At 63.4% G+C, this 20,589-nt stretch carries 20 protein-coding genes; 11 read left to right on the top strand and 9 right to left on the bottom strand.

Annotated features, from left to right (window positions below):
* Positions 1-75: 75 nt before the first annotated feature.
* The 6 genes from ACO550_RS12970 (at position 76) to ACO550_RS12995 (ending at position 5,295) form a co-directional block, all read left to right on the top strand.
* Positions 76-594, top strand: coding sequence for a LysR family transcriptional regulator (locus tag ACO550_RS12970; RefSeq protein WP_315591962.1), 519 nt, complete (start codon positions 76-78; stop codon positions 592-594).
* 88 nt (positions 595-682) lie between these two features.
* On the top strand, positions 683-1,741 hold the full coding sequence (locus ACO550_RS12975; RefSeq protein WP_315591961.1) for an AI-2E family transporter: 1,059 nt from the start codon (positions 683-685) through the stop codon (positions 1,739-1,741).
* 129 nt (positions 1,742-1,870) lie between these two features.
* A complete protein-coding gene (locus tag ACO550_RS12980) occupies positions 1,871-2,779 on the top strand; it encodes a LysR family transcriptional regulator (protein WP_315591960.1) in 909 nt (302 codons plus the stop codon).
* A 127-nt stretch (positions 2,780-2,906) separates the two neighbouring features.
* A complete protein-coding gene (locus ACO550_RS12985) occupies positions 2,907-3,518 on the top strand; it encodes a glutathione S-transferase N-terminal domain-containing protein (RefSeq protein WP_315591959.1) in 612 nt (203 codons plus the stop codon).
* A gap of 21 nt (positions 3,519-3,539) precedes the next feature.
* The gene (locus tag ACO550_RS12990; protein ID WP_315591958.1) at positions 3,540-4,520 is read left to right on the top strand and encodes a pyridoxamine 5'-phosphate oxidase family protein; all 981 of its coding nucleotides are present in this window, start codon (positions 3,540-3,542) and stop codon (positions 4,518-4,520) included.
* A 52-nt stretch (positions 4,521-4,572) separates the two neighbouring features.
* Positions 4,573-5,295, top strand: coding sequence for an MgtC/SapB family protein (locus ACO550_RS12995; protein WP_315591957.1), 723 nt, complete (start codon positions 4,573-4,575; stop codon positions 5,293-5,295).
* Positions 5,296-5,379: 84 nt separating this feature from the next.
* Here ACO550_RS12995 and ACO550_RS13000 read toward each other — a convergent pair whose 3' ends face one another.
* Genes ACO550_RS13000 through ACO550_RS13010 form a run of 3 tightly spaced genes read right to left on the bottom strand, consistent with a single transcriptional unit; the run spans position 5,380 to position 8,742 of the window.
* Complete coding sequence (locus ACO550_RS13000) at positions 5,380-5,895, bottom strand: GAF domain-containing protein (RefSeq protein ID WP_315591956.1); 516 nt, start codon at positions 5,893-5,895, stop codon at positions 5,380-5,382.
* Entirely contained in the window at positions 5,892-6,869 is a 978-nt protein-coding gene (locus ACO550_RS13005; protein WP_315591955.1) for a tripartite tricarboxylate transporter substrate-binding protein, read from the bottom strand. Before ACO550_RS13005 ends, ACO550_RS13000 begins: the two co-directional genes overlap by 4 nt.
* 43 nt (positions 6,870-6,912) lie before the next feature.
* Complete coding sequence (locus ACO550_RS13010; protein WP_315591954.1) at positions 6,913-8,742, bottom strand: gamma-glutamyltransferase family protein; 1,830 nt, start codon at positions 8,740-8,742, stop codon at positions 6,913-6,915.
* Between the two features lie 126 nt (positions 8,743-8,868).
* Between ACO550_RS13010 and ACO550_RS13015 the strand changes: the two genes are divergently transcribed.
* The 3 genes from ACO550_RS13015 (at position 8,869) to ACO550_RS13025 (ending at position 10,959) form a co-directional block, all read left to right on the top strand.
* A complete protein-coding gene (locus tag ACO550_RS13015) occupies positions 8,869-9,807 on the top strand; it encodes a LysR substrate-binding domain-containing protein (RefSeq protein WP_315591953.1) in 939 nt (312 codons plus the stop codon).
* Between the two features lie 95 nt (positions 9,808-9,902).
* Positions 9,903-10,220 carry a YnfA family protein gene (locus ACO550_RS13020; protein ID WP_315591952.1) on the top strand — a complete coding sequence of 106 codons (318 nt, stop codon included), beginning with the start codon at positions 9,903-9,905 and terminating at the stop codon, positions 10,218-10,220.
* Positions 10,221-10,473: 253 nt separating this feature from the next.
* Positions 10,474-10,959, top strand: a complete 486-nt coding sequence (locus ACO550_RS13025) for a pilin (protein ID WP_485994871.1) — start codon at positions 10,474-10,476, stop codon at positions 10,957-10,959.
* Between the two features lie 74 nt (positions 10,960-11,033).
* Here ACO550_RS13025 and ACO550_RS13030 read toward each other — a convergent pair whose 3' ends face one another.
* Genes ACO550_RS13030 through ACO550_RS13040 form a run of 3 tightly spaced genes read right to left on the bottom strand, consistent with a single transcriptional unit; the run spans position 11,034 to position 14,802 of the window.
* Entirely contained in the window at positions 11,034-12,020 is a 987-nt protein-coding gene (locus tag ACO550_RS13030; protein WP_315591950.1) for a Bug family tripartite tricarboxylate transporter substrate binding protein, read from the bottom strand.
* Positions 12,021-12,050: 30 nt separating this feature from the next.
* Positions 12,051-13,226 carry an acyl-CoA dehydrogenase family protein gene (locus ACO550_RS13035; RefSeq protein WP_315591949.1) on the bottom strand — a complete coding sequence of 392 codons (1,176 nt, stop codon included), beginning with the start codon at positions 13,224-13,226 and terminating at the stop codon, positions 12,051-12,053.
* A 13-nt stretch (positions 13,227-13,239) separates the two neighbouring features.
* Positions 13,240-14,802 carry an AMP-binding protein gene (locus ACO550_RS13040; RefSeq protein ID WP_315591948.1) on the bottom strand — a complete coding sequence of 521 codons (1,563 nt, stop codon included), beginning with the start codon at positions 14,800-14,802 and terminating at the stop codon, positions 13,240-13,242.
* A gap of 102 nt (positions 14,803-14,904) precedes the next feature.
* On the opposite strand from ACO550_RS13040, the gene ACO550_RS13045 reads away from it, so the two are divergent.
* Positions 14,905-15,795, top strand: a complete 891-nt coding sequence (locus ACO550_RS13045; protein ID WP_315591947.1) for a LysR family transcriptional regulator — start codon at positions 14,905-14,907, stop codon at positions 15,793-15,795.
* A gap of 4 nt (positions 15,796-15,799) precedes the next feature.
* Here ACO550_RS13045 and ACO550_RS13050 read toward each other — a convergent pair whose 3' ends face one another.
* Both ACO550_RS13050 and ACO550_RS13055 read right to left on the bottom strand, forming a co-directional pair.
* Positions 15,800-16,159 carry a c-type cytochrome gene (locus ACO550_RS13050; protein ID WP_315591946.1) on the bottom strand — a complete coding sequence of 120 codons (360 nt, stop codon included), beginning with the start codon at positions 16,157-16,159 and terminating at the stop codon, positions 15,800-15,802.
* A gap of 127 nt (positions 16,160-16,286) precedes the next feature.
* On the bottom strand, positions 16,287-16,697 hold the full coding sequence (locus ACO550_RS13055; RefSeq protein WP_315591945.1) for a VOC family protein: 411 nt from the start codon (positions 16,695-16,697) through the stop codon (positions 16,287-16,289).
* A 125-nt stretch (positions 16,698-16,822) separates the two neighbouring features.
* Between ACO550_RS13055 and ACO550_RS13060 the strand changes: the two genes are divergently transcribed.
* Positions 16,823-19,246 carry a DUF3772 domain-containing protein gene (locus ACO550_RS13060; protein ID WP_315591944.1) on the top strand — a complete coding sequence of 808 codons (2,424 nt, stop codon included), beginning with the start codon at positions 16,823-16,825 and terminating at the stop codon, positions 19,244-19,246.
* Positions 19,247-19,604: 358 nt separating this feature from the next.
* Here the strand turns inward: ACO550_RS13060 and pip are convergent, their stop codons facing one another.
* A complete protein-coding gene (pip, locus tag ACO550_RS13065; protein WP_315591943.1) occupies positions 19,605-20,555 on the bottom strand; it encodes a prolyl aminopeptidase in 951 nt (316 codons plus the stop codon).
* Positions 20,556-20,589: the final 34 nt, after the last annotated feature.

Genomic DNA, 20,589 nt, shown 5'->3' on the forward strand with positions numbered 1-20,589 from the left:
GTTATGCGCAAGGCAATCGTATAACGACGAGTCGTGTCGACGAAACCTTCGGCCGTGCGCCGCACATGAAACCTCGTGTCTTTGCGCAAGGACAAGCCTCGCGACTGCAAATCGCCCGACAATGCGCGCTCAATTGCATTACGAGCAGTCATTATGTGGTACCCCAATACGCGGCCAGGGGCAGAGATGCCCGCAAGCGCGCCGCGTCGCAGTCGCCAGGCCTTTGCGTTGCCAGTAAGGCCGCCGCAAAAAAGCTTGCAGCCCGCCCTGCCGCTTCGCCATATCAACACCAATCAACTGCGCAGGTTCGTGCTATTGATGCATCATCGATCCGCCATCGCGGCGGAGCGCCATTCCGGCATCCGCGCCGCGTGCATCCTCTATGCCATCCGGCGTGTCGAGGAACGGCTCGGGATCACGCTGTTCACGCGTGAAGCGACCACGATGCAACCCACCGCGGCCGCCATCCGGCTTTATCCCTGCGCCATCCGTCTGCTGCTGATGTGGGATAGCCTGATGGCAGAGATGCGGTCACCACGAAACAGCGCAACGCCGGCCTTACCGACAGCACCGGCGATGAAACCTGCCAGCTAGCCTCAGGGCGGATTCCCGAGTCGGATAGTGATTTCGCAAGGTCATCGTAGAATGGCACCTGCCCCTTCCGACCAAGAGGAATCCGCCCATGACCGAGCCTTCCGGTCTGCACCACAAGACGTTCCTGCTGTTGCTGGCACTGGTGACCGTTGCGTTCTTCTGGATCCTGTTGCCGTTCTATGGCGCCGTGTTCTGGGGCGCCGTGCTGGCCATCCTCTTTGCACCATTGCAACGGCGGCTCGTGGCTACGCTGCGGGGCCGCAGCAATATTGCCGCGCTGCTGACGCTGCTGCTGGTGCTGTTGCTGGTGATCCTGCCGATGACCGTGATCACCATGTCCCTGGTCAGGGAAGGCGTCAACCTCTATGACAGCATCCGGTCGGGCCAGATCAACTTTGGACATTACTTCCAGTCCGCCGCCGATGCGCTGCCGCCTTTCGTGCGCGACATGATGGCACGCGCGGACCTGGCCAGCATCTCCGACATCAAGGACAAGCTCAGCGCCAGTGCGCTGCAGGCCAGCCAACTGGTGGCCACGCGCGCGTTGAGCATCGGGCAGAACACGGCCCAGTTCATGATCAGCTTCGGCATCATGCTGTACCTGCTGTTCTTCCTGTTGCGCGATGGCCCGCAGTTGTCGCGGCGCATACGGGTAGCCGTTCCACTTGGCGCGGTCCACAAGCAGCACCTGATCCAGAAGTTCACCACGGTCGTGCGCGCCACGGTCAAGGGCAATATCGCCGTCGCGGTCGTGCAGGGGGTGTTGGGCGGCGGCATCTTCACCGTGCTCGGCATCCAGGGCGCGTTGCTGTGGGGCGTGGTGATGGCGTTCCTGTCGTTGCTGCCGGCCGTTGGCGCTGGACTGATCTGGTCGCCTGTGGCGATCTACTTCCTGCTGACGGGTTCGATACTCAAGGGCTGCGTACTGATCGGATTCGGCGTGCTGGTCATCGGCATGGTCGACAACGTGCTGCGCCCGATCCTGGTCGGCAAGGATACGCAGATGCCCGACTACGTCGTGCTGATCTCCACGCTCGGTGGCATGGCACTGTTCGGGCTTAACGGCTTTGTAATCGGGCCGCTGATTGCCGCGCTGTTCATTGCCTGCTGGGACCTGAACAATGGCGACGATCCGGCCAACCGGTGACGGTTCCATCGTGCATCCGCTGTGATCGATGGGATCGGATTATGTCGCGGCTACTGCAACGACAATATCGGCATTTGACGAAACTATTGGTATCAGAAGTTCAGGATTGATCAATCGGGGACGCGTGTCGTGGACAGACTCCAGGCAATGAAAACCTTCGTGGCCGTCGTGGAAAGCGGCGGCTTCACGCCGGCGGCGCGCAAGCTGGACCTGTCGCTGAGTGTGGTGAGCCGCGTGGTGACGGACCTGGAAACCCATCTGGGCGTGCGGCTGCTCACGCGCACCACGCGCGTGGTGAGGCCCACCGCAACCGGCACGGCCTACTACGAGAACTGCCGCCGCATCCTGGCGGAGATCGACGATGCGGAACTGGCCGCAACCGGCGCGCATGCGGCCCCGCGCGGACGCCTGTCGATTACCGCCTCGGTCCTTTTCGGGCGCAGGTTTGTCACGCCGGTCGTGGTCGAATACCTGCGGCGCTTCCCCGAGGTCGATGTCGACTGCCTGTTCATCGACCGCGTCGTCAATTTCATCGACGAGGGCATCGATGTCGGCGTGCGGATTGGCGACTTGCCGAACTCCTCGTTGCAGGCCATCCCGGTTGGCCATGTGCGGCGCGTGGTCTGTGCAGCGCCCGACTATCTGGCTCGACATGGCGTGCCCACGTCACCCGACCGGATCGACCAGCACTCGGTGATACAGACCACCGGCATTTCCACCCTGCCCGAATGGCGCTTCATGCACGATGGCCAGCCCCTGCCCGTCCGTTTGTCACCGCGCATGGCGACCACCACCAATGACTCGGCCATTGCGGCGGCCGTGGACGGCTTCGGGCTGGTACGCGTGCTGTCCTACCAGATTGCCGACGAACTGCGCGATGGCAGGCTGCGCATCGTACTGGATGATTTCGAACCTTCGCCGCTGCCGATTCATGTGATCCACCGTGAGGGGCGCCATGCCCAGCACAAGGTTCGCGCATTTATCGACCTGGCCGTCGACACGCTACGGGCAACCCCGTCGCTGAACCAAGCCCCCTGATTCTTCTGAATTTCACAAGAGTTCCTTCTTTTGGCGCTAGTTTTTTTGGGGTCATGGGCCACCTATAGTCGATTCCAGGCGGCATCTACACCGGATGCGGCAACAATCGACCAAGGACAGCCCAAACATGAAACTCTACGGCCACCCGCTCTCGGGCCACTCGCACCGCGCCCGGCTTTTCCTTTCGCTGCTGAGCCAGCCGGCCGAGCTGATCGACGTGGACCTGCTGGCCCGTGCCCACAAGACGCCCGAATTTCTCGAACTGAACGCGTTCGGACAGGTGCCGGTACTGGTCGATGGCGACACCGTGGTGAGCGACTCGAACGCCATCCTGGTCTACCTGAGCAAGAAGCTGGGGCGCACCGACTGGCTGCCGGAAGGCCCGGCCGAAGCCGCCGCGGTACAACGCTGGCTGTCGGTGGCCGCTGGCGATCTGGCCTTCGGTCCGGCCCGCGCACGCCTGGTCACGGTATTCAAGGCTGCTGTCAACGGTGAAGAGGCGATCGAGCGTGCGCATCTGGTGCTCAAGCGCATGGAAGGCGCCTTGGCCACACGGAACTGGATCGCCGCCGATCACCCGACCATTGCCGATGTAGCGCTCTACAGCTACACCGCACGCGCGCCGGAAGGCTTCGTCGCCCTCGACGAGTACCCGAACATCCGCAACTGGCTGGCACGCATTGAAGCGCTGCCCGGCTTTGTGCCGTTCCAGCAAACCCCGGTTGGCCTCGCGGCCTGACCCCGGCAACAGGAGCCCGTCATGACCACGCATCAAGCACCGAAAGTTGAAGTCTTGCCAGGCACGCCCTGGCACGCAGGCGAACTGATGTTGCAGGTGCGTGCCGGCGTGCACGAGCGGCTCGGCGAAATCGGGTCGCGCGTCGTGCGCGACTACATGCCCGACCAGCATCGCGACTTTTTTGCGCAGTTGCCCTCCATCGTGATCGGCACCGTGGCACCCGACGGGCGGCCATGGGCAACCGTGCGCGCGGGGCATCCGGGCTTCATGCACTCTCCCGATCCCCATACACTCGACGTCAGCTCGGTACGCGACGCCGACGATCCCGCCGATCCCGGCATGGACGACGGCGCCGCCATCGGTCTGCTGGGCATCGAGCCGGCTACACGGCGGCGTAACCGCATGAATGGCGTGATCCATCGCACCGGCAATGCGCAGTTTCAGGTGTCGGTGGGCCAGAGCTTCGGCAATTGCCCGCAGTACATCCAGAAGCGCGATTTCGTGATCACACGCGATCCGGCCGCGCCCAATGACGTTGCGCCACAGGCGTTGACCGAGCTGGACACGCGTGCCCGCACGCTGATCAGCCATGCGGACTCGTTCTTCGTGGCGTCGTATGTGGATTTGCCCGACGGCCAGCGCCAGGTCGATGTATCGCACCGGGGCGGCAAACCCGGCTTCGTGCGTGTGGACCCCGACGGGGGCCTGACGATCCCCGACTTTCCGGGCAATACGTTCTTCAATACGCTTGGCAACCTGATGGTGAACCCGGTGGCTGGACTGGTGTTCGTGAGCTACCCGACTGGCGACCTGCTGCAACTGAGCGGCCGCGCCGAGGTCATCACCGACTCGCCCGAGATTGCACGCTTCGACGGAGCCCAGCGGCTATGGCGCTTCATGCCCGAACAGATCGTACGGCGCGATCGGGCCTTGCCGCTGCGCTGGGATTTCATCCCCGGCGGCGCATCACCGCAGGCATTGGCTACCGGTAGCTGGAACTAAGCATGGTGGCTGTGCCACAATCGCGCCAACCTTGGCCCGACCGGATGCTCCCATGTCCCTGGAAGCCCTGCAGAACATCAATCCGCAATCGCTGCTCGACACCGCCATCAGCCTGACTGCCGCCTTTATCCTGGGCGGCATGATCGGCTTTGAAAGACAGTACCGCCAGCGCACCGCCGGCCTGCGCACCAATGTGCTGGTGGCCGTGGGCGCGGCGATCTTCGTCGACATGGCCAATCACATTGCCGGACACGACGGCGCTGTGCGTGTGGTGGCCTATGTGGTATCGGGAATCGGCTTCCTGGGGGCCGGCGTAATCATGCGCGAGGAAGGCAATGTCCGCGGACTCAATACCGCGGCCACGCTCTGGTGTTCGGCGGCGGTAGGCGCCTGCGCGGGCGCCGACATGATCGTTGAAGCCGCCATCGGCGCGCTGTTCGTGCTGGCCGCCAATACCCTGCTGCGTCCTGTGGTGGATCGCATCAACCGCCAACCGCTGGACACCACGGCGGTGGAAGTCACGCACACCGTGCACGTGATCACTTCACGCGACTATCAGAAGACCGCGATGCGGCTGCTGGAAGAAGCGCTGGACACGGCCCAGTACCCGACGCAGGATCTGGAAGTGCGCGCGTTTGGCGAACAGGATGTGGAAATCGAGGCGGCGCTGGTATCGACCTCGGTCGACGGCGACGTGCTCGACAGGATCGTGGCGCGGCTCGGCGGCGCCAACGTGGTCAGCCAGGCGTACTGGAGTGCGAGTACCACTGAGTGACGTGGTCAGATGCGGATACGCCGGCCCTCTCCCCCGCCCCTCTCCCGCGCGCGGGAGAGGGGAGAAAACCCCCGGGCCAGCCTGTCAACCTTCGACCAGCTCTCTCACCGCCCCCACCGCAAACTGCGCCAGCACGCGCAACGCCGTAATATCCTCGGCCGTCCAGAACTCGACACCGGCCAGATAGTTGAACGTGCCAATCACCGCACCGCCATGACATAGCGGTACGTTGACCACGCCGTTCAAGCCAAGCCCGCGGATGGTGGCGATATCGTCGAAGACGGCGGCCAGCGCGGCATCGCCCTCACCCACGAACACTTCGCCGCGCACCAGCAACTGGCGCGTCCACGCGGTATCGCCCTTCTGCTTCTTGCCGCCGACCGGATAGGCCAGCGGGTCCGAGGACCAGAGCCGCTGGATCTCGCCAGTGCGCGCATGCCACGCATTGATCGTCAGCAGTCCCGGCCCGACGATATCGAGCGTGGCCTGCCCGATGGCATCCAGCACGGCCACTGGCGATGTTGCCGCACGCAGCTTGTCGAACAGCGGATGCAGATGCGTTTGCCAATGGCCCAGCGTATCGACGCTTGCCATCATCATTCGCCCTTGATGCCGAGGTCCTTGATCAGCTTGCCGTAACGGTCCGCGTCACGGCGCAGGATCTTGCCGAATTCCTGCGGCGTCGAGGTAGCCGTTTCCACACCAATCGAATCCATCTTGGCCTTGACCTCGGGCAGCGACATCACGCGATTGATTTCCTTGTTCAAGCGTGCCACCAGATCTGCAGGCATGTTCTTCGGACCGAACGCGCCGTACCACACGGACAGTTCATATCCGGGGATGGTCTCGCCAACGGTCGGTACGTTCGGCAGCAGTGGCGAGCGCTTGGCTTCGGTCACGGCCAGCAGCTTGAGCTTGCCAGCCTTCACGTGCGGCAGCGTCTGGGTACCGGCCGAGAACAGCAGTTGCGTCTGGCCCGCCACGGTATCGACCACGGCCGGTGCACCGCCCTTGTACGGCACGTGCAGCATCTGCACGCCCGCCATCTTCTCGAACAGCACCGCGCTCAGGTGATTGGTGGAACCGGGGCCGGCACTGGCGTAGGCCAGCTTGCCCGGGTTGGCCTTGGCATAGGCAATCAGTTCCTTGACGTTGTTGGCCGGCACCGACGGGTTCACCACCATCGTGTTGGTCACATAGGCCAGTAGTCCCAGCGGCGTGAAATCTTCCACGCCCTTGAAGGGCATATTGGCCATCAGCGCCGGGTTCATCGCATGTGTGCTCATCGAGCCCACCAGCAGCGTATAGCCGTCGGGCTGGGCGCGCACCACCATTGCCGAACCGATATTGCCCGATGCACCGGGCTTGTTGTCGACGATCACCGGCTGGCCCAGCGACTTGGTCAGGTGCTCGGACAATACGCGCGCAAGAATGTCCGTGGAGCCGCCGGCGGCCCAGGGCACGATCAGCGTAATTGGCTTGGTCGGATACGCATCGGCGGCGCCAACGACGCTGGCAAACGACATGGCCAGTGCGGCGGCACCGCACAGCAGGCTTTTGACTACGGACCTCATCTTGCAACTCCCCTTCAGTCTTGCTCTATGTGAATTGAACGTTTCAACGGCCTACCGCATAACCTTGCATGCCACGCGCATTGGCACCGGCGCGCAGCACCAGTCGCCCCTTGTTATCGCGTTCGCGCGTGCAGGCCGACATGCGGCCTTCGGACCAGTCTTCGCCTACGCGAACTTCGTGCCCGCGTGCGCGCAGTGCATCGATGGTTGCCGCAGGCATGCGCGATTCCACCGTCAGGCGGTTCAGCGTGGTCTGGCGTGGCCAGAACGATTGCGGGAAATGGTCGATATGCCAGGCCGGCGCGTCGATGGCTTCCTGCAGGTTCATGCCATGCACCGCATGCCGCATGAAGAAGGCCAGCGACCATTGGTCCTGCTGGTCGCCACCGGGCGTGCCGAACACCATGTAGGGCTCGCCATCGCGCATGCAGAGCGATGGCGACAACGTGGTGCACGGACGCTTGCCCGGTGCCAGCGTATTGGGCAGGCCCGGCTCCAGCCACGTCATCTGCAGGCGCGTATTGAGCGCGAAGCCCAGCGACGGAATCGTCGGGCTCGACGACAGCCAGCCGCCCGACGGCGTGGCCGCCACCATATTGCCGTGGCGATCGATCACGTCGATATGGCAGGTATCGCCAACGAACACCTCACGCTCGGCCCATTCGCTGACCGGCGGCAACGCGGCGAACGTGGGCTCGCCGATACCGAAGCGCACATCGGCCGCGGCCAGCGTGCGATCGGCGACGCTCAGGTCGGGCATACGTGGCGCAAGGCCCTTGAGCGCGCCCGGCAGCATCGTCAGCGCGGCCTTGTCACCGATCAGCGCCGCGCGCGCTGCGAGGTAATGCGGATTCAACAGCGCGCAGAGATGGCTGTCCTCGAACAAGGGATCGCCATACCATGCGGTGCGATCGGCCATCGCCAGCTTGGCGGCCTCGGCAATCTTGTGCACGAATTCGGGCGAGGTCGGCGCGTGGGCTTCCAGCCCGGCATGACGCAACATGCCGAGCTGCTGCAGGAACATTGGCCCCTGGCTCCAGATATCGCACTTGGCAACCGAGTAGCGGCCGAAGTCGAGCGATACCGGTGCTTCGACGGTCGGCTTCCAACCGGCCATATCGTCGTAGCGCAGCAGGCCCGTGTGCTTCTCGCCCGTGGTATCGCGGACCGGGGTGTTGCGGCAATACTCGTCGATGGCCTCGGCAACAAAGCCGCGATACCAGCAATCCATGGCCGCATCGATCTGGCCTTCGCGGCTATCGCTTTGCGCGATTGCCGTCTCGATCACGCGCGTATAGGTATCGGCCAGCACCGGCAGCGTATGCAATGCCCCGGGGCGCGGCACCTTGCCATCGGGCAGCCACGTATCCGCCGAGCTGTGCCATTCGTCACGGAACAGCGCCTGCACGGCCAGGATGGCCTGCGAGATACGCGGCACCAGCGGAAACCCGTTGCGTGCATAGCCGATGGCCGGCGCCAGCACATCCGCAAGCGACCACGTGCCATGCTCGCGCAGCATGGTCAGCCACGCGCCGAAGGCGCCGGGTACCGTGGCCGGCATCAGGCCGATGCCGGGCATCATCTCCATGCCCTGCTTGCGCAGCGCTTCCGGATCGGCCAGCGCCGGGGCCGGACCCTGGCCGCATACCGAGCGCGCGGCGCGTTCACGTTCGCTCCAGAACAGGATCGGCACTTCACCACCGGGACCGTTCAGGTGCGGTTCGACGACTTGCAGCACGAAACCCGCCGCCACTGCCGCATCGAACGCATTGCCACCGCGTTCCAGCACGCCCATTGCGGTTTGCGTGGCCAGCCAGTGCGTGGAGGCGGCAACGCCAAAGGTGCCGACGATCTCCGGGCGTGTCGTGAACATGTGCGATTGACTCCAATTGAATGCATTTGAACCGTAAGTCGAGTATAGGCAGATCAAATAACTGTCAGGATCGAATTACTTATCGTTGTATTACCATTCGGTTATATCCAACCCGAGGCCCGATTGATGCCAATCGCCACTGACAAGCTGCTGCACCAGATCGTGTCGCGCCTGCGCCTGCGCCAGTTGCCGCTGTTGCTGGCACTGGAGCGGCAACGCTCGGTATCGCGTGTGGCGGCTGAGATGAACCTGTCGCAACCGGCCGTGACCAAGGCGCTGCGCGAAATCGAGGACATCTTTATGACGCCGCTGTTCACGCGCACGCGCAACGGCCTCGAACCGACCGCCACCGGCGCGGCCGTGCTCAGCCATGCGCGCATGACAATGGCAGATGCCGAAGCGTTGGGGCGCAAGCTCGGCGTGATCGAGGCGGGCCAGCGCGGCCGTTTGCGGATTGGCGTGATTCCCTACACCGCGCGCGCGGTGCTCGATGCCGCGCTGGCCTACGGGCTTAATCAATCGCCACGGATTGCAGTGCTGGTACGTGAAGGCACCACCGATGAACTGGTCAATGCGCTGCGGCAACACGAACTCGACTGCGCCATCGCCCGCTCGTTCTACCTGGCCGGCGAGGACATCGTGCAGCAACCGCTGTATCGGGAAGAACCGGTGCTCGTGGTACCGTCGCGAGCCAAGGCCCGCCTGTCGCGCGGCGGACTCGACTGGAAGCGGCTGGCCGAACTCGACTGGATTTTGCCGCCCCCGCATACCCCGGTGCGGCGCACGATCAATACGATGTTCGCGGTGGCCGGCGTGGCACCACCGCTGCCCATCGTCGAAACCTATTCAATCAAGCCAATGGCCACCCTGCTGCGCAGCCTGCCCGAAGCCATCACGATCGTGCCGCGCGCGGTGGCGGAAGAACTGATCGAACTTGGCGACGCGGCGACGCTGCCGTTTTCATTGAGCTGGGACTTGCCGCCCGTGGGCGTGATGTGGCGACGCGAGTCGGATGAGAATGAACTGGTGATGCCGCTGGTGGCGGCGTTGCAGGCGGCGGTGTAGGCATGTTTTTGCTCCCCTCTCCCGCCCGCGGGAGAGGGGCCGGGGGAGAGGGCAAGCGCCCCAAATCACCAACATCGCATCAAAAAACAAACAGCATGAAAACCATAACCCTCTACCTCCTGACCGCCCTAGCCGAAATACTAGGCTGCTATCTCCCCTACCTCTGGCTACGCCAGAACGGCAGCCCATGGCTACTCCTCCCCGGCGCCGCCTCGCTAGCCGTCTTCGCATGGCTGCTAACCCTGCACCCCGACGCTTCAGGCCGCGTCTATGCCGCCTACGGCGGTATCTATATAGCCGTAGCCATCATCTGGCTCTGGCTCGTCGACGGCGTGCGCCCCAGCGCCTGGGATATGACAGGCGTCACAATCGCGGTCGCCGGCATGGCCATCATCGTGTTTCAACCACGCTAAAGTCAGAATTAAGGGCAGATTAACGGTCACTTTCTCTGACAAAAACCGTCACTTTGTGCATCTTGAGCCATACCCTCCAACAGGAGGGTGACAAATTGTGGCAGTTACATCCCGTTACAGGTGACAAGAAATCTCACATTTAAGTGAAAAACGATGGTTTTGGGGCTGGCACATCTGTTGCTCACTATGCACCCGACAGCTGAAGCGCTGTTCTCAATTAATTACAGGGGTCAATTCCATGAAAAAAGCACGGATGGGAAACCAACGGGTACAAAAGGGTTTTACGCTGATCGAACTGATGATCGTGGTCGCGATCATCGGTATCCTGGCCGCTATTGCGATTCCGCAGTATCAGGCTTACGTGGCGAAGTCTCAGGTCAATCGTGTGATCGGCGAATCGTCCGCAATCCGTACCGCCGCGGAGGCTTGTATCAATGAGGGCCGCACGACCGTCCTCGCAGTGGACGACCCGACCAGCACTAACGTTGCAGTATGTAACCTGGGCCGTACGGCTTCGACGCTGCTGCAAGACGCCGGCCAAATCCCGGTGGTTGTCCTGAATGCGACCCCGTCGACCATCGTTGCAACGCTTGGCGGGTCAGCTGCTCGCTCGGTTACCAACGCAGTCGTGACTTGGACGCGCGACGCTGCCGGTACGTGGGTCTGCGGCATCACGAACGGCCCAACCGCGGCTGGCTGGAGCCCGTCTTTCGCTCCGGCAAGCTGCCCGGCGTCGTAATTCGAACCTAGCACCACAGAAAAGCCCTGGCCTTTCCCCAGGGCTTTTTTGCATTTACACCATCCCAATCCGCATCACCCCGCCTCCCCCCGCATCCCGATCTCCGCGATCAGCTTTCCATACCTTGCATTCTCGGCTGCCACCATCTGGGCAAACTGGGCCGGTGAATCGCTCTTCCTGATTTCTCCCGAGTTGGCCTTGGTCGATGCGTCGAGCTTGCCGTTTGCCTGCAGCATGGCCACGGCATCAAACAGGCGCTTGGTCAGTGCCGCTGGCAGACCGGCCGGTGCGAACAGCCCGCTCCAGTTATCGAGCACAAACCCCGGAGGAAGTGATTCCGCCAGCGTGGGTACCTCGGGAAAGAAAATCGAGTGGGCCGACGATGACACCGCCAGCGCGCGGATCTGGCCATTGCGCAGGAACGGCGCGGCCGTCGACAGTACCGGCATGCCGAACTGGGTCTGGCCACTGAGCATCGCGGTCAGGATTTCGCTGGCGCCCTTGTACGGGATATGCACGGCCTGGGTATGGGTCTGGTGCAGCAGCGTCTCAACAGCCAGATGCGACACACTGCCCTTGCCGCCCGATCCGTAGTTCAACGCGCCCGGCTTCTTGCGCATCGCGTCGATCAGTTCGCGCGCGCTCTTGAATGGCGACGCGGCCGGCACCGCCAGCACCACCGGACCACCCGACAGCGACGAGATGGCCGTGAAATCCTTCGTCACGTCGTACGGCTGATCGCGGTACAGATGCACGTTGATTACGTGCTGGTTGGCCAGCAGTCCCAGCGTATAGCCGTCGGGATCGGCGCGCTTCAAGGCGCGCGCACCGATAATGCCGCCCGCGCCGCCGATGTTTTCGACCACCAGCGGCTGGCCCAGCAGCGGTGCCAGTTCAGCCGACAGCGCGCGCGCTGACGCGTCGGGCGCGGTGCCCGCGATAAACGGCACGATCAGCCGGATCGGACGCGAAGGATACGGGGCGGCGGCGCTGGCCGTGCGGCCGAGCGCGCCATACATGGCCGCTGCGCCTGCCGTGGCAAGCCACTGACGACGATTCATGAGTTGTCTCCTGTCTTTTATTTTGCTCGGTCACGCTGCAGCCGGATCGAGGATCGCCTTGGCGATGGTATTGCGCTGGATCTCGCTGGTGCCCGTGAAGATGCGGAACATGCGCAGCTTGCGCCAGGTCTGTTCGACCGGATGCCCACGCGTAACGCCAAGGTTGCCGTGGATCTGCACCGCCTTGTCGGCTACCTCGAAGCAGCGCTCCGACACAAACAGCTTGCATGCCGCTGCCTTCATGCGCAGGTCGGCGCCGGCATCGGCCAAAAGCGCGGTCTGCGCAATCATGCTTTCGCACGCCCATAGTGCGGCGGCCATATCGGCCAGCATATGCTGGATGGCCTGGAAGCGCGCAATGGGCCCGCCAAACTGGCGTCGCTGCCCGGCATACTCGACCGATGCCTGATAGGCGCGCGTGGCCAACCCCAGCATCGACGGGCAATGCAGCAAGCGGTTCACATTGATGCGCGACATGCCGAGCTTGAAGCCGCGCCCCTCGCCGCCAAAGATATTCGCGCGCGGCACGCGTACATTCTCGAAGCGGATGTCGGCATCGATATGCTGTCCCGACATCGGCACATACTCGGTGCTCACGGTTACGCCCGGCAGATCGAGATCGACCAGCACCGCGGTGATGGCTGGCGGGGTGGTGGAGGCATCGGTCACGCACATCACAATCGCAAAGTCCGCGAACGGTGCGCCGCTGATGTAGTGCTTCTGCCCATTGATCACCAACTCGTCGCCGTCGACTACCGCGCTGGTACGAATGCTCTGCGCATCGGAGCCCGAATGCGGTTCGGTCAGCGCGAAGCAGGTCGACTTCTCGCCGCGGATCACCGGCCCGAAATAACGCGCGACCTGATCGGGCGTGGCGTACTTGAGCATATTGCCGACGCGCGGCGGTCCGCCAAGATCGCCCAGCACATGCGGCGCCAGTACCGCGCCGCTGGCAGCCAAGTCGGCCTTGAGCGCGCATTGCTCGGCGATATTGAGACCCTTGCCGCCCAGTTCTACCGGCAGGCAGGCCGCGTAGAGCCCGAGTTCGCTGGAACGTCGCCATACGCCGCGCAACACCTCGCGCGGCCATGGGTCTTCGGGGCCCAGCCCGAGCTCGCGTTCGATGGGCCGCAGTTCCTCGTCGATAAAGCGTTGCACCGCGGCACGCGTTTCCAGCAGCACCGGATTGGTCAGGTGGTCGAACATGGTCGTGGCTCTCCTAGTTCACGCGCCGGCTGGCGCCGAGCCAGTACTGCTCGCGCACCAGTTTGCGGGCCAGCTTGCCGCTGGCATTCTTGGGCAGCTCGGCCACGAAATCGACCGAGCGTGGCGACTTGTAGTCGGCAATGCGCGCGCGGCAATGGCCGATCAGTTCCGCCGCGCTGGCCTGGCGCCCCGGCCACAAGGCCACCACGGCCTTGACGGTCTCGCCCCAGGTTTCATCGGGCACGCTGATCACGCAGGCCTCCATTACATCGGGATGCTGGTACAGCGTGGCTTCCACCTCGGTCGGATAAACATTGAAACCACCCGAGATAATCATGTCCTTCTTGCGATCCACGAGGTACAGGTAGCCATCGGCATCCACGCGTGCAAGATCGCCGGTATGGAGCCAGCCATCGACCAGCACCTCGCGCGTCAGTTCGGGCTCGCCCCAGTAGCCCTGGAATACATCGGCACCCCGAATCACGAGTTCGCCGATCTCGTCGCCGCTGACCTCCTCGCCGCGCTCGTTGACCACGCGGACCTCGGTCTCTCCAAGCGCCCGACCGCACGAAGCCAGCCGCTCCGGATGCTGTGCGATAGCCAGTGCATGGTCGGTGGTCGACAGGCGCGTGACGCCCGAGGTCGACTCGCTGGCGCCGTAGCCTTGCGAAAGCACCGGGCCAATGCGCTCCCAGGCTTCGCGAATACGGGCCGGGGCCATCGGCGCGGCGCCGTAGGCCAGCGTCTTGAGACTGCTCAGGTCCGCGCTGGCCAGCGTTAGCTCGGCCAGCAGCATATTGATCATCGCCGGCACCATGAACACGTGCGTGAGCTTCAGGCGCGCCACATCGGCCAGGAACCCGGCCGGCTCGAATTTCTCGAACAGCACCAGCGTGGCACCCAGGAACAGGTAGGGCTGCATCAGCATGCCCGACGCATGCGTGACCGGCCCGATCAGCGCCAGCCGGTCACCGGGCCGCGCAGGGCGGTCCATGGTCAGGATCATCTTGCGCAGCGAGGCCAGCCGGTTGCCATAACTCTGCATCGCGGCCTTGATCTTGCCCGTCGAGCCCGACGAGAAATGCAGCACGGCAAGGTCTTCAGGCTGTGGCGTGTAGTCGATGGCAGTGGTGCTTCCGCTGGCCACCAACGTTTCGTAGGCGCTGTATGCAGATTCCGAACCTTCGGCGCCGGCGATCGCGAAGAAATGCTCGATGCAGCCAAAGCCACGTGTATCGCGCGAGTAAGCGGTGTAGCCCGGCCCGGCAATCATCACACGCGGCGTGCAGTTCTCGACCACATCGGAAGCCTCATTGGCCGTGAAACGCGGATTCAGCGCGGCCTTGACCAAACCCGCCTTGTACAGCGCGCATTCGATCTCGACGATCTCGGGGCAGTTGCGCGACTGGATCGCCACGCGGTCGCCCTGCTTCAGCCCCAGGGCCAGCAAGGCATTGGCCAGGCGCGTGGAGCGCTCATCGAGCTGGCGGTAGGTCAGTACCCGGTCGCGGTACAGCACGGCGGGATTGTCGCCCCAATAGCGCGCCGCGCGCCTGAGGAAATAGGCAAACGTCATTGATGTCTCCATGTTTGCGGTGTTGTGCCCCAAGTCTGTAAGATGCAGCCCATCACTACAATGTTGTGATTGGAATCAAGTCATAAACAACAGGAATGCCTGATGGAGACCCGTGATCTGGAATATGTGCTGGCCGTGGCAGCCCATGGCGGCATTGGCCGCGCCGCCGACTCGCTTGGCATGACCCAGCCGGCGCTGACCAAGGCAATCCAGCGCGTGGAGGCGCAGCTAGGCGTGCCGCTATTCGAGCGCACCACGCTGGGCATGCGCGTCACGCAGGCCGGCACGGTGTTTATGGAACGCGCGCGACGCATCCGGCTGGAATACGAAGATGCGCTCAAGGAGATGCATGGCATCCAGACTGGCGAACAGGGCGTGCTGCGGCTTGGTTATTCGCCTTCGATGCCGAATGCGCTGGTGCTCGGGGCCTGCCGGCAACTGATCCGTGAACGTCCCGTGGCACGCTTGCGCCTGACCATGCGCGTGGCCCGCGAACTGATGGATCTGGTGCAGGCTGGCGAAATCGATCTTGCCCTCGCGCCCTTGCCGCGCCAGGCCAACCCGGCGCTGGCCTCGCGCGAACTGTTCACGGACCGGCTGGCCGTGGTGGCCGACGAGGCTCATCCGCTGCAGCGACGACGCAACCTGACGCTAGCTGACCTGGCCGGCCAACAATGGCTATTGCCAAGTTCGCATGTACTGATCCGCCAGCAACTGGACGCAGCGTTTGCGGAGTTGGGACTGCCTGCCCCGATCCTGCGCGTGGAAACCGACTTCGGCAGCACGGCCCTGTTCGAACTCGTGCGCGGCACCGAGATGCTTTGCCTCGCGGGTTCGACCGGCAATAGCAAGCGGGCCGGCTTGCGGCCGATTGCCTTGCGCGCCGATGCACTCGATCTGGGACGTCGCGTGGGCGTGATGTCGCGCGCGGGTGCCTATCTGTCGCCGCTTGCACAGCGCATGATCGACATCCTTGAGGCCCACATGGAGTAAGTCGTTACTGGAACGTACGCAGATAGGCCAGCAGGTCGTCGATCTGGCGCGCATTGCTCATGCCCCAGAAACGCATCTTGGTACCTGGTACCACCTTGCCCGGCGACTCCATGAATGCGCGCAGCGTGGCCTCATCCCAGACCACGTTCGATGCTTTCATGGCATCGGAATAACGGTAGTCGCTGGTGCTGCCGGCCTTGCGGCCGAAGACCGCATTGAGCTGGGGACCAAACGCGGCGCGTGCCGATGGGCCAACGTGGTGGCATGAGGCACAGCGCGTGGTGAAGAGCTCCTTGCCGGCCTGGAGATCGGCGGCATGGGCGTTGGCGGTGAGGATAGCGACGAGGGCGACGGCGTACTTCATGATGCTTGGTTGGTGATTGTCAGGCTTGCCCTCTCCCCCGGCCCCTCTCCCGCCATGCGGGCGAGGGGAGAAAAACATTGGCAATTGAATTGTTATGTGAGGGCCAGCGCATGACACGCCAGCAAGTTCATCCAGCCACCGGATAGCTCGCCACCTCGATCAGGTTTCCATCGGGATCGCGGCAATACACCGATGTCATTGGCCCCAGCGCACCGGTACGTTGCGCCGGACCGGCTTCCACGGGCACCTTGTGGGCCAGGAAATGCGCGACCACTTCCTGCGGTGGCATTCGCGTGACAAAACACAGGTCATCGCTGCCCGAAGTCGGATGCACGCCCGTGAACCATGCCACGGTGTCTTCACCAATCGGGCGTAGATTGATTTTCTGCTGCCCGAACTTGACCGACACACGTGTGCCCGTACGCGATGCAAAGTTCTCGCGCTGCATGCCCAGTACCTGCTCATACCAGGCTGCACTAGCTTCCACATCCTTCACATTGAGCACGATGTGGTCGAAGCGATCGATCGAAAGCGTCATCGGGAGTCCTTGAGCGTCGATTATGTAACAGCATGTGTAGCTGTGCAGTGCAAGGCGTAATGTACACCGGCTGACCGGGCGCGGCTGCTTATACTGCCCGGCCGGTCAACCACCGCGCCCCCGTCATGCGCCGAATCTCCTGGCTCATCATGAGCCTAGTCCTCGCGGCACTGATCCATGTGCCCACCGGATTCGCGGCCGAGTCCGCCTCCGATGCCGAAGCGAAGCAAATCCCAACCCTGACGCACGCCGAAGCCGTCGTCGAACTCAAGCGCCTGCAATCCGAGCAGGATCGCGTCAAGCAACTCGCATCCAGCGCATCCGGCAACATCAAGCTCAGCGATCTCAACGAAGCGCTGAAGCAGCTCGATGAAGACGTCGACAAGCTGAACGCCTCGCTCACGCCTCAGCGCGCCCAGTTGCAGGCACAGGTGGACCTGCTGGGTCCGCCGCCCGATGCCGGCACGGCCAAGGAAGCCCCTGGCGTGGTGAGGCAGCGTGCCGAACTCAATGCGCGCAAAGCCCAGCTCGACGACGAACTGAAGCAGGCCGCCGACAGCAAGGACAATATCTCCCACCTGCAGGACCAGCTTGCCAAGCTGCAGCGTAGCCGGCTCAAGGACCAGCTTGCGCTGCGGTCCGACAGCATCCTGAACCCGGAGTTCTGGGTGCCGTTGTTCAAGGTCTCCGAAGAAGACCAAATGCGCCTGGGCAACTTCACCGATGAAATCGGGCCGATGATCAAGCAGGCCTGGGAACCGTCACAACGTGGCAAGACCATCATCCTGCTGTGCGTGGCGCTGGCCGTCTGGTCACTCGGGCGCCGCCTGCTGGAGCGTGGCCTGGCGTGGTTCTGCCTGACGCAACTGCCGGAATCGCGCATTCGCCGTAGTGCGCTGGCGCTGGCCACGGCGTTGACGACGGTCGTCACCACGGCGGTGGCCGTACGTGTGGTGTACGCGGCGTTCACCGGGGGCGACGAGTTGTCGCCGGCGTTGCAGGACCTGATGAACGAGATCGCCAAGCTGACCATGACCAGCGCATTGATCGCCGGTCTGGGCCGCGCGCTGCTGTGCACAAGGCATCCGTCATGGCGCCTGCCCGCCCTGGCAGATCCGGTGGCACTGGCGATGAAACCGTTCCCGACCGTGCTGGCCGGCCTGCTGCTGCTCGCGGGCACGCTCGAGCAACTCAACCGCATGGCCGATACCACCGTGCAGGTCACCCTGCTTGGTCGCGGCCTGGTCTCGCTGGTGGTAGTGCTGACGATTGGCGCGGCGCTGCTGCGTGCCAATCGCGTGCGCAGCGAACTGGTCGCGGCCGGAGAGCGTCCCGAAGCACGCGCCACGCTGGCTGGCCTGATCCATGCCGCAGTGACGCTTATCGTGACAGTGTCGTTCGGGGCGCTGCTGATCGGCTATATCAGCTTTGCGCGCTTCCTGACCTACGAACTGGTCTGGTTCGATATCGTGCTGTGCAGCCTGTACCTGCTGACGCAGCTGACGCGTGACCTGTGCGAGGCGATCTTCTCCGCGAACCATCGCAGCGGCCGCATCATCAAGCATCTGTTCGGCGTGGACGACACGCATCTGGAACAGGTCTCGACCATACTGTCCGGCATCGGCGCCAGCGTGCTGCTGCTGGTGGCGGTATTGGCCCTGCTTACGGGCGGATTCGGCACCACGCCGGCCGACCTGCTCAACAGTCTGCTGACCATGCTCGGCGGCGAGAAGCTGCGTAGCCTGAACATCATGCCGGACCGCATCCTCAATGCGGCAATCGCGCTGACGGTGGGTACCTGGTTGCTGCGCTCGGTGCGGCGTTGGCTCGACGCCGAACTGCTGCCCAAGCTGTGCGTGGAGCCGGGCCTGCGCGCGTCGCTGATCACGCTGTTCAGCAATGTGGGCTATGTGCTGCTGGTATTGCTGACGCTGTCCCTGCTGGGCGTGAAGTGGGAAAACCTGGCCTGGATCGTCAGTGCGTTGTCGGTCGGTATCGGCTTTGGCCTGCAGGAAATCGTCAAGAACTTTGTCTCGGGCCTGATCCTGTTGACCGAGCGCCCGGTCAAGGTGGGCGATATGGTCAGCCTGGCCGGTGTGGAGGGTGATATCCGCCGCATCAATGTGCGCGCCACGGAGATCCAGCTGGGCGACCGTTCGACGGTGATCGTGCCGAATTCGCAGCTGATTTCCCAGAACGTGCGCAACGTCACGATGAGCAACAGCACGCAGGGCGTGGCCACGCTGCAGCTGACCTTCCCGCTCAATACCGATCCGGAAGCGGTGCGCGACCTGCTGATCGATGTGTACCACGCAAACGAATCGATACTCGATATTCCGGCGCCATCGGTCACGTTCAGCCAGCTTGCACCGAACGGCATCACGCTGAGCGTGACCGGTTACGTGAGCAGCCCGCGCATTGCCGCCGGCACCAAGAGCGACCTGCTGTTCGAAATCCTCAAGCGCCTGCGCGCGGCGGAGATTCCGTTGTCCGAGCCGCAGACATTGCGTGTCGAGAACATGGCCGCCATGGCCGCGCTGGGGACCTGAGACAGGTCACTTCGCGCCGGCATCATGGCCGGTCCAGTAATCGGCGCCGTCATCGCGTGTAGATAATGCAATGCGCTGATGGCAATGCTGGCATGTATAGATAAAAACCTGCTGGCCCGTGTGGGACAAGGCATCACCGGACCGCAATAAACGTGGGTGAGGCGGGACATAACCGGGACGCCCCAGCAGGCTCTTGCAGAGTTCGCAAGGAACCATGGTGCTCTCCAGATGCTGACTTCGGTCGACGCAACAACCATGTCCGTTTTGGTGCAGACATTGGTGCAGCGCAGCAGAGGTCAGTATAGGCGCACGAACGTTCGATCGCTACCGCCTCCCGGCGGATAGACTATTTCCTCGGTTACGCCGCAAAGCGGTCGGTGGCCGCCAGCAACTGGTCCATGATGCCCGGCTCGGTCCATGCATGGCCGGCACCTTCGATCAGGTGGAAATCCGCATCGGGCCAAGCCTGGTGCAGCGCGTACGCATAGCGCACCGGACACGGCATGTCATAGCGGCCATGCACGATGACGCCAGGAATGCCGGCCAGCTTGTGCGCATCGCGCAGCAGTTGTCCGTCTTCGAGCCAGCCGCGATGCGTGAAGTAGTGGTTCTCGATACGCGCGAATGCCAGCGCGAAATGCCCCTCGTCATGCTTCGCGCTATTGTCGGGATTCGGCAGCAGCGTAATGGTCTCGCCTTCCCAGACGCTCCACGCACGCGCGGCCTCGGTCTGCTTGTCGGGGTCCGCGCCAGTCAGCAGCTTGCGATAGGCGGCCATCATGTTGCCGCGCTCCTCAGGCGGTACGGGAGCCTGGAAGCGCGCCCACTTGTCCGGGAACATCTCGGAGACGCCAAACTGGTAATACCAGTCGAGTTCCGCTTGCGAAACCGTGTAGATGCCGCGCAGCACCAGCGCATTCACATGGCGCGGATGCGTTTGCGCGTAGGCCAACGCCAGCGTCGAGCCCCAGGACCCACCGAATACGAGCCATTGTTCCACGCCAATCAACTGGCGCAGCCGTTCAATATCATCAACGAGATGCCACGTGGTATTGGCTTCCAGCGAGGCATGCGGCGTGGACTTGCCGCAGCCGCGCTGGTCGAACAGCAGCACGTCGTAGCGCGCGGGATCGAACAGCCGGCGATGCTCGGGCGAGATGCCGCCGCCGGGTCCGCCATGCAGGAACACCGCTGGCCTGGCGCCGCGCGTGCCCACGCGCTCGTAGTACAGCACATGCCCGTCACCCGCGTCGAGCGTACCGGTTTCATAAGGTTCGATGGCGGGATAGAGCGTGCGGAGTTCAGTCATGGGATGTCACGGCGTAGTCACGAAGTGAAACAAG

It is taken from the genome of Cupriavidus sp. (genome assembly GCF_057315035.1).

What these genes read in the sequence shown, in the direction of transcription:
- ACO550_RS12975 (WP_315591961.1), top strand. Translation starts at nt 683, where the DNA reads ATGACCGAGCCTTCCGGTCTGCACCACAAGACGTTCCTGCTGTTGCTG.
- ACO550_RS12985 (WP_315591959.1), top strand. Translation starts at nt 2,907, where the DNA reads ATGAAACTCTACGGCCACCCGCTCTCGGGCCACTCGCACCGCGCCCGG.
- ACO550_RS12990 (WP_315591958.1), top strand. Translation starts at nt 3,540, where the DNA reads ATGACCACGCATCAAGCACCGAAAGTTGAAGTCTTGCCAGGCACGCCC.
- ACO550_RS12995 (WP_315591957.1), top strand. Translation starts at nt 4,573, where the DNA reads ATGTCCCTGGAAGCCCTGCAGAACATCAATCCGCAATCGCTGCTCGAC.
- ACO550_RS13000 (WP_315591956.1), bottom strand. Translation starts at nt 5,895, where the DNA reads ATGATGATGGCAAGCGTCGATACGCTGGGCCATTGGCAAACGCATCTG.
- ACO550_RS13005 (WP_315591955.1), bottom strand. Translation starts at nt 6,869, where the DNA reads ATGAGGTCCGTAGTCAAAAGCCTGCTGTGCGGTGCCGCCGCACTGGCC.
- ACO550_RS13010 (WP_315591954.1), bottom strand. Translation starts at nt 8,742, where the DNA reads ATGTTCACGACACGCCCGGAGATCGTCGGCACCTTTGGCGTTGCCGCC.
- ACO550_RS13015 (WP_315591953.1), top strand. Translation starts at nt 8,869, where the DNA reads ATGCCAATCGCCACTGACAAGCTGCTGCACCAGATCGTGTCGCGCCTG.
- ACO550_RS13020 (WP_315591952.1), top strand. Translation starts at nt 9,903, where the DNA reads ATGAAAACCATAACCCTCTACCTCCTGACCGCCCTAGCCGAAATACTA.
- ACO550_RS13025 (WP_485994871.1), top strand. Translation starts at nt 10,474, where the DNA reads ATGGGAAACCAACGGGTACAAAAGGGTTTTACGCTGATCGAACTGATG.
- ACO550_RS13030 (WP_315591950.1), bottom strand. Translation starts at nt 12,020, where the DNA reads ATGAATCGTCGTCAGTGGCTTGCCACGGCAGGCGCAGCGGCCATGTAT.
- ACO550_RS13035 (WP_315591949.1), bottom strand. Translation starts at nt 13,226, where the DNA reads ATGTTCGACCACCTGACCAATCCGGTGCTGCTGGAAACGCGTGCCGCG.
- ACO550_RS13040 (WP_315591948.1), bottom strand. Translation starts at nt 14,802, where the DNA reads ATGACGTTTGCCTATTTCCTCAGGCGCGCGGCGCGCTATTGGGGCGAC.
- ACO550_RS13045 (WP_315591947.1), top strand. Translation starts at nt 14,905, where the DNA reads ATGGAGACCCGTGATCTGGAATATGTGCTGGCCGTGGCAGCCCATGGC.
- ACO550_RS13050 (WP_315591946.1), bottom strand. Translation starts at nt 16,159, where the DNA reads ATGAAGTACGCCGTCGCCCTCGTCGCTATCCTCACCGCCAACGCCCAT.
- ACO550_RS13055 (WP_315591945.1), bottom strand. Translation starts at nt 16,697, where the DNA reads ATGACGCTTTCGATCGATCGCTTCGACCACATCGTGCTCAATGTGAAG.
- ACO550_RS13060 (WP_315591944.1), top strand. Translation starts at nt 16,823, where the DNA reads ATGCGCCGAATCTCCTGGCTCATCATGAGCCTAGTCCTCGCGGCACTG.
- pip (WP_315591943.1), bottom strand. Translation starts at nt 20,555, where the DNA reads ATGACTGAACTCCGCACGCTCTATCCCGCCATCGAACCTTATGAAACC.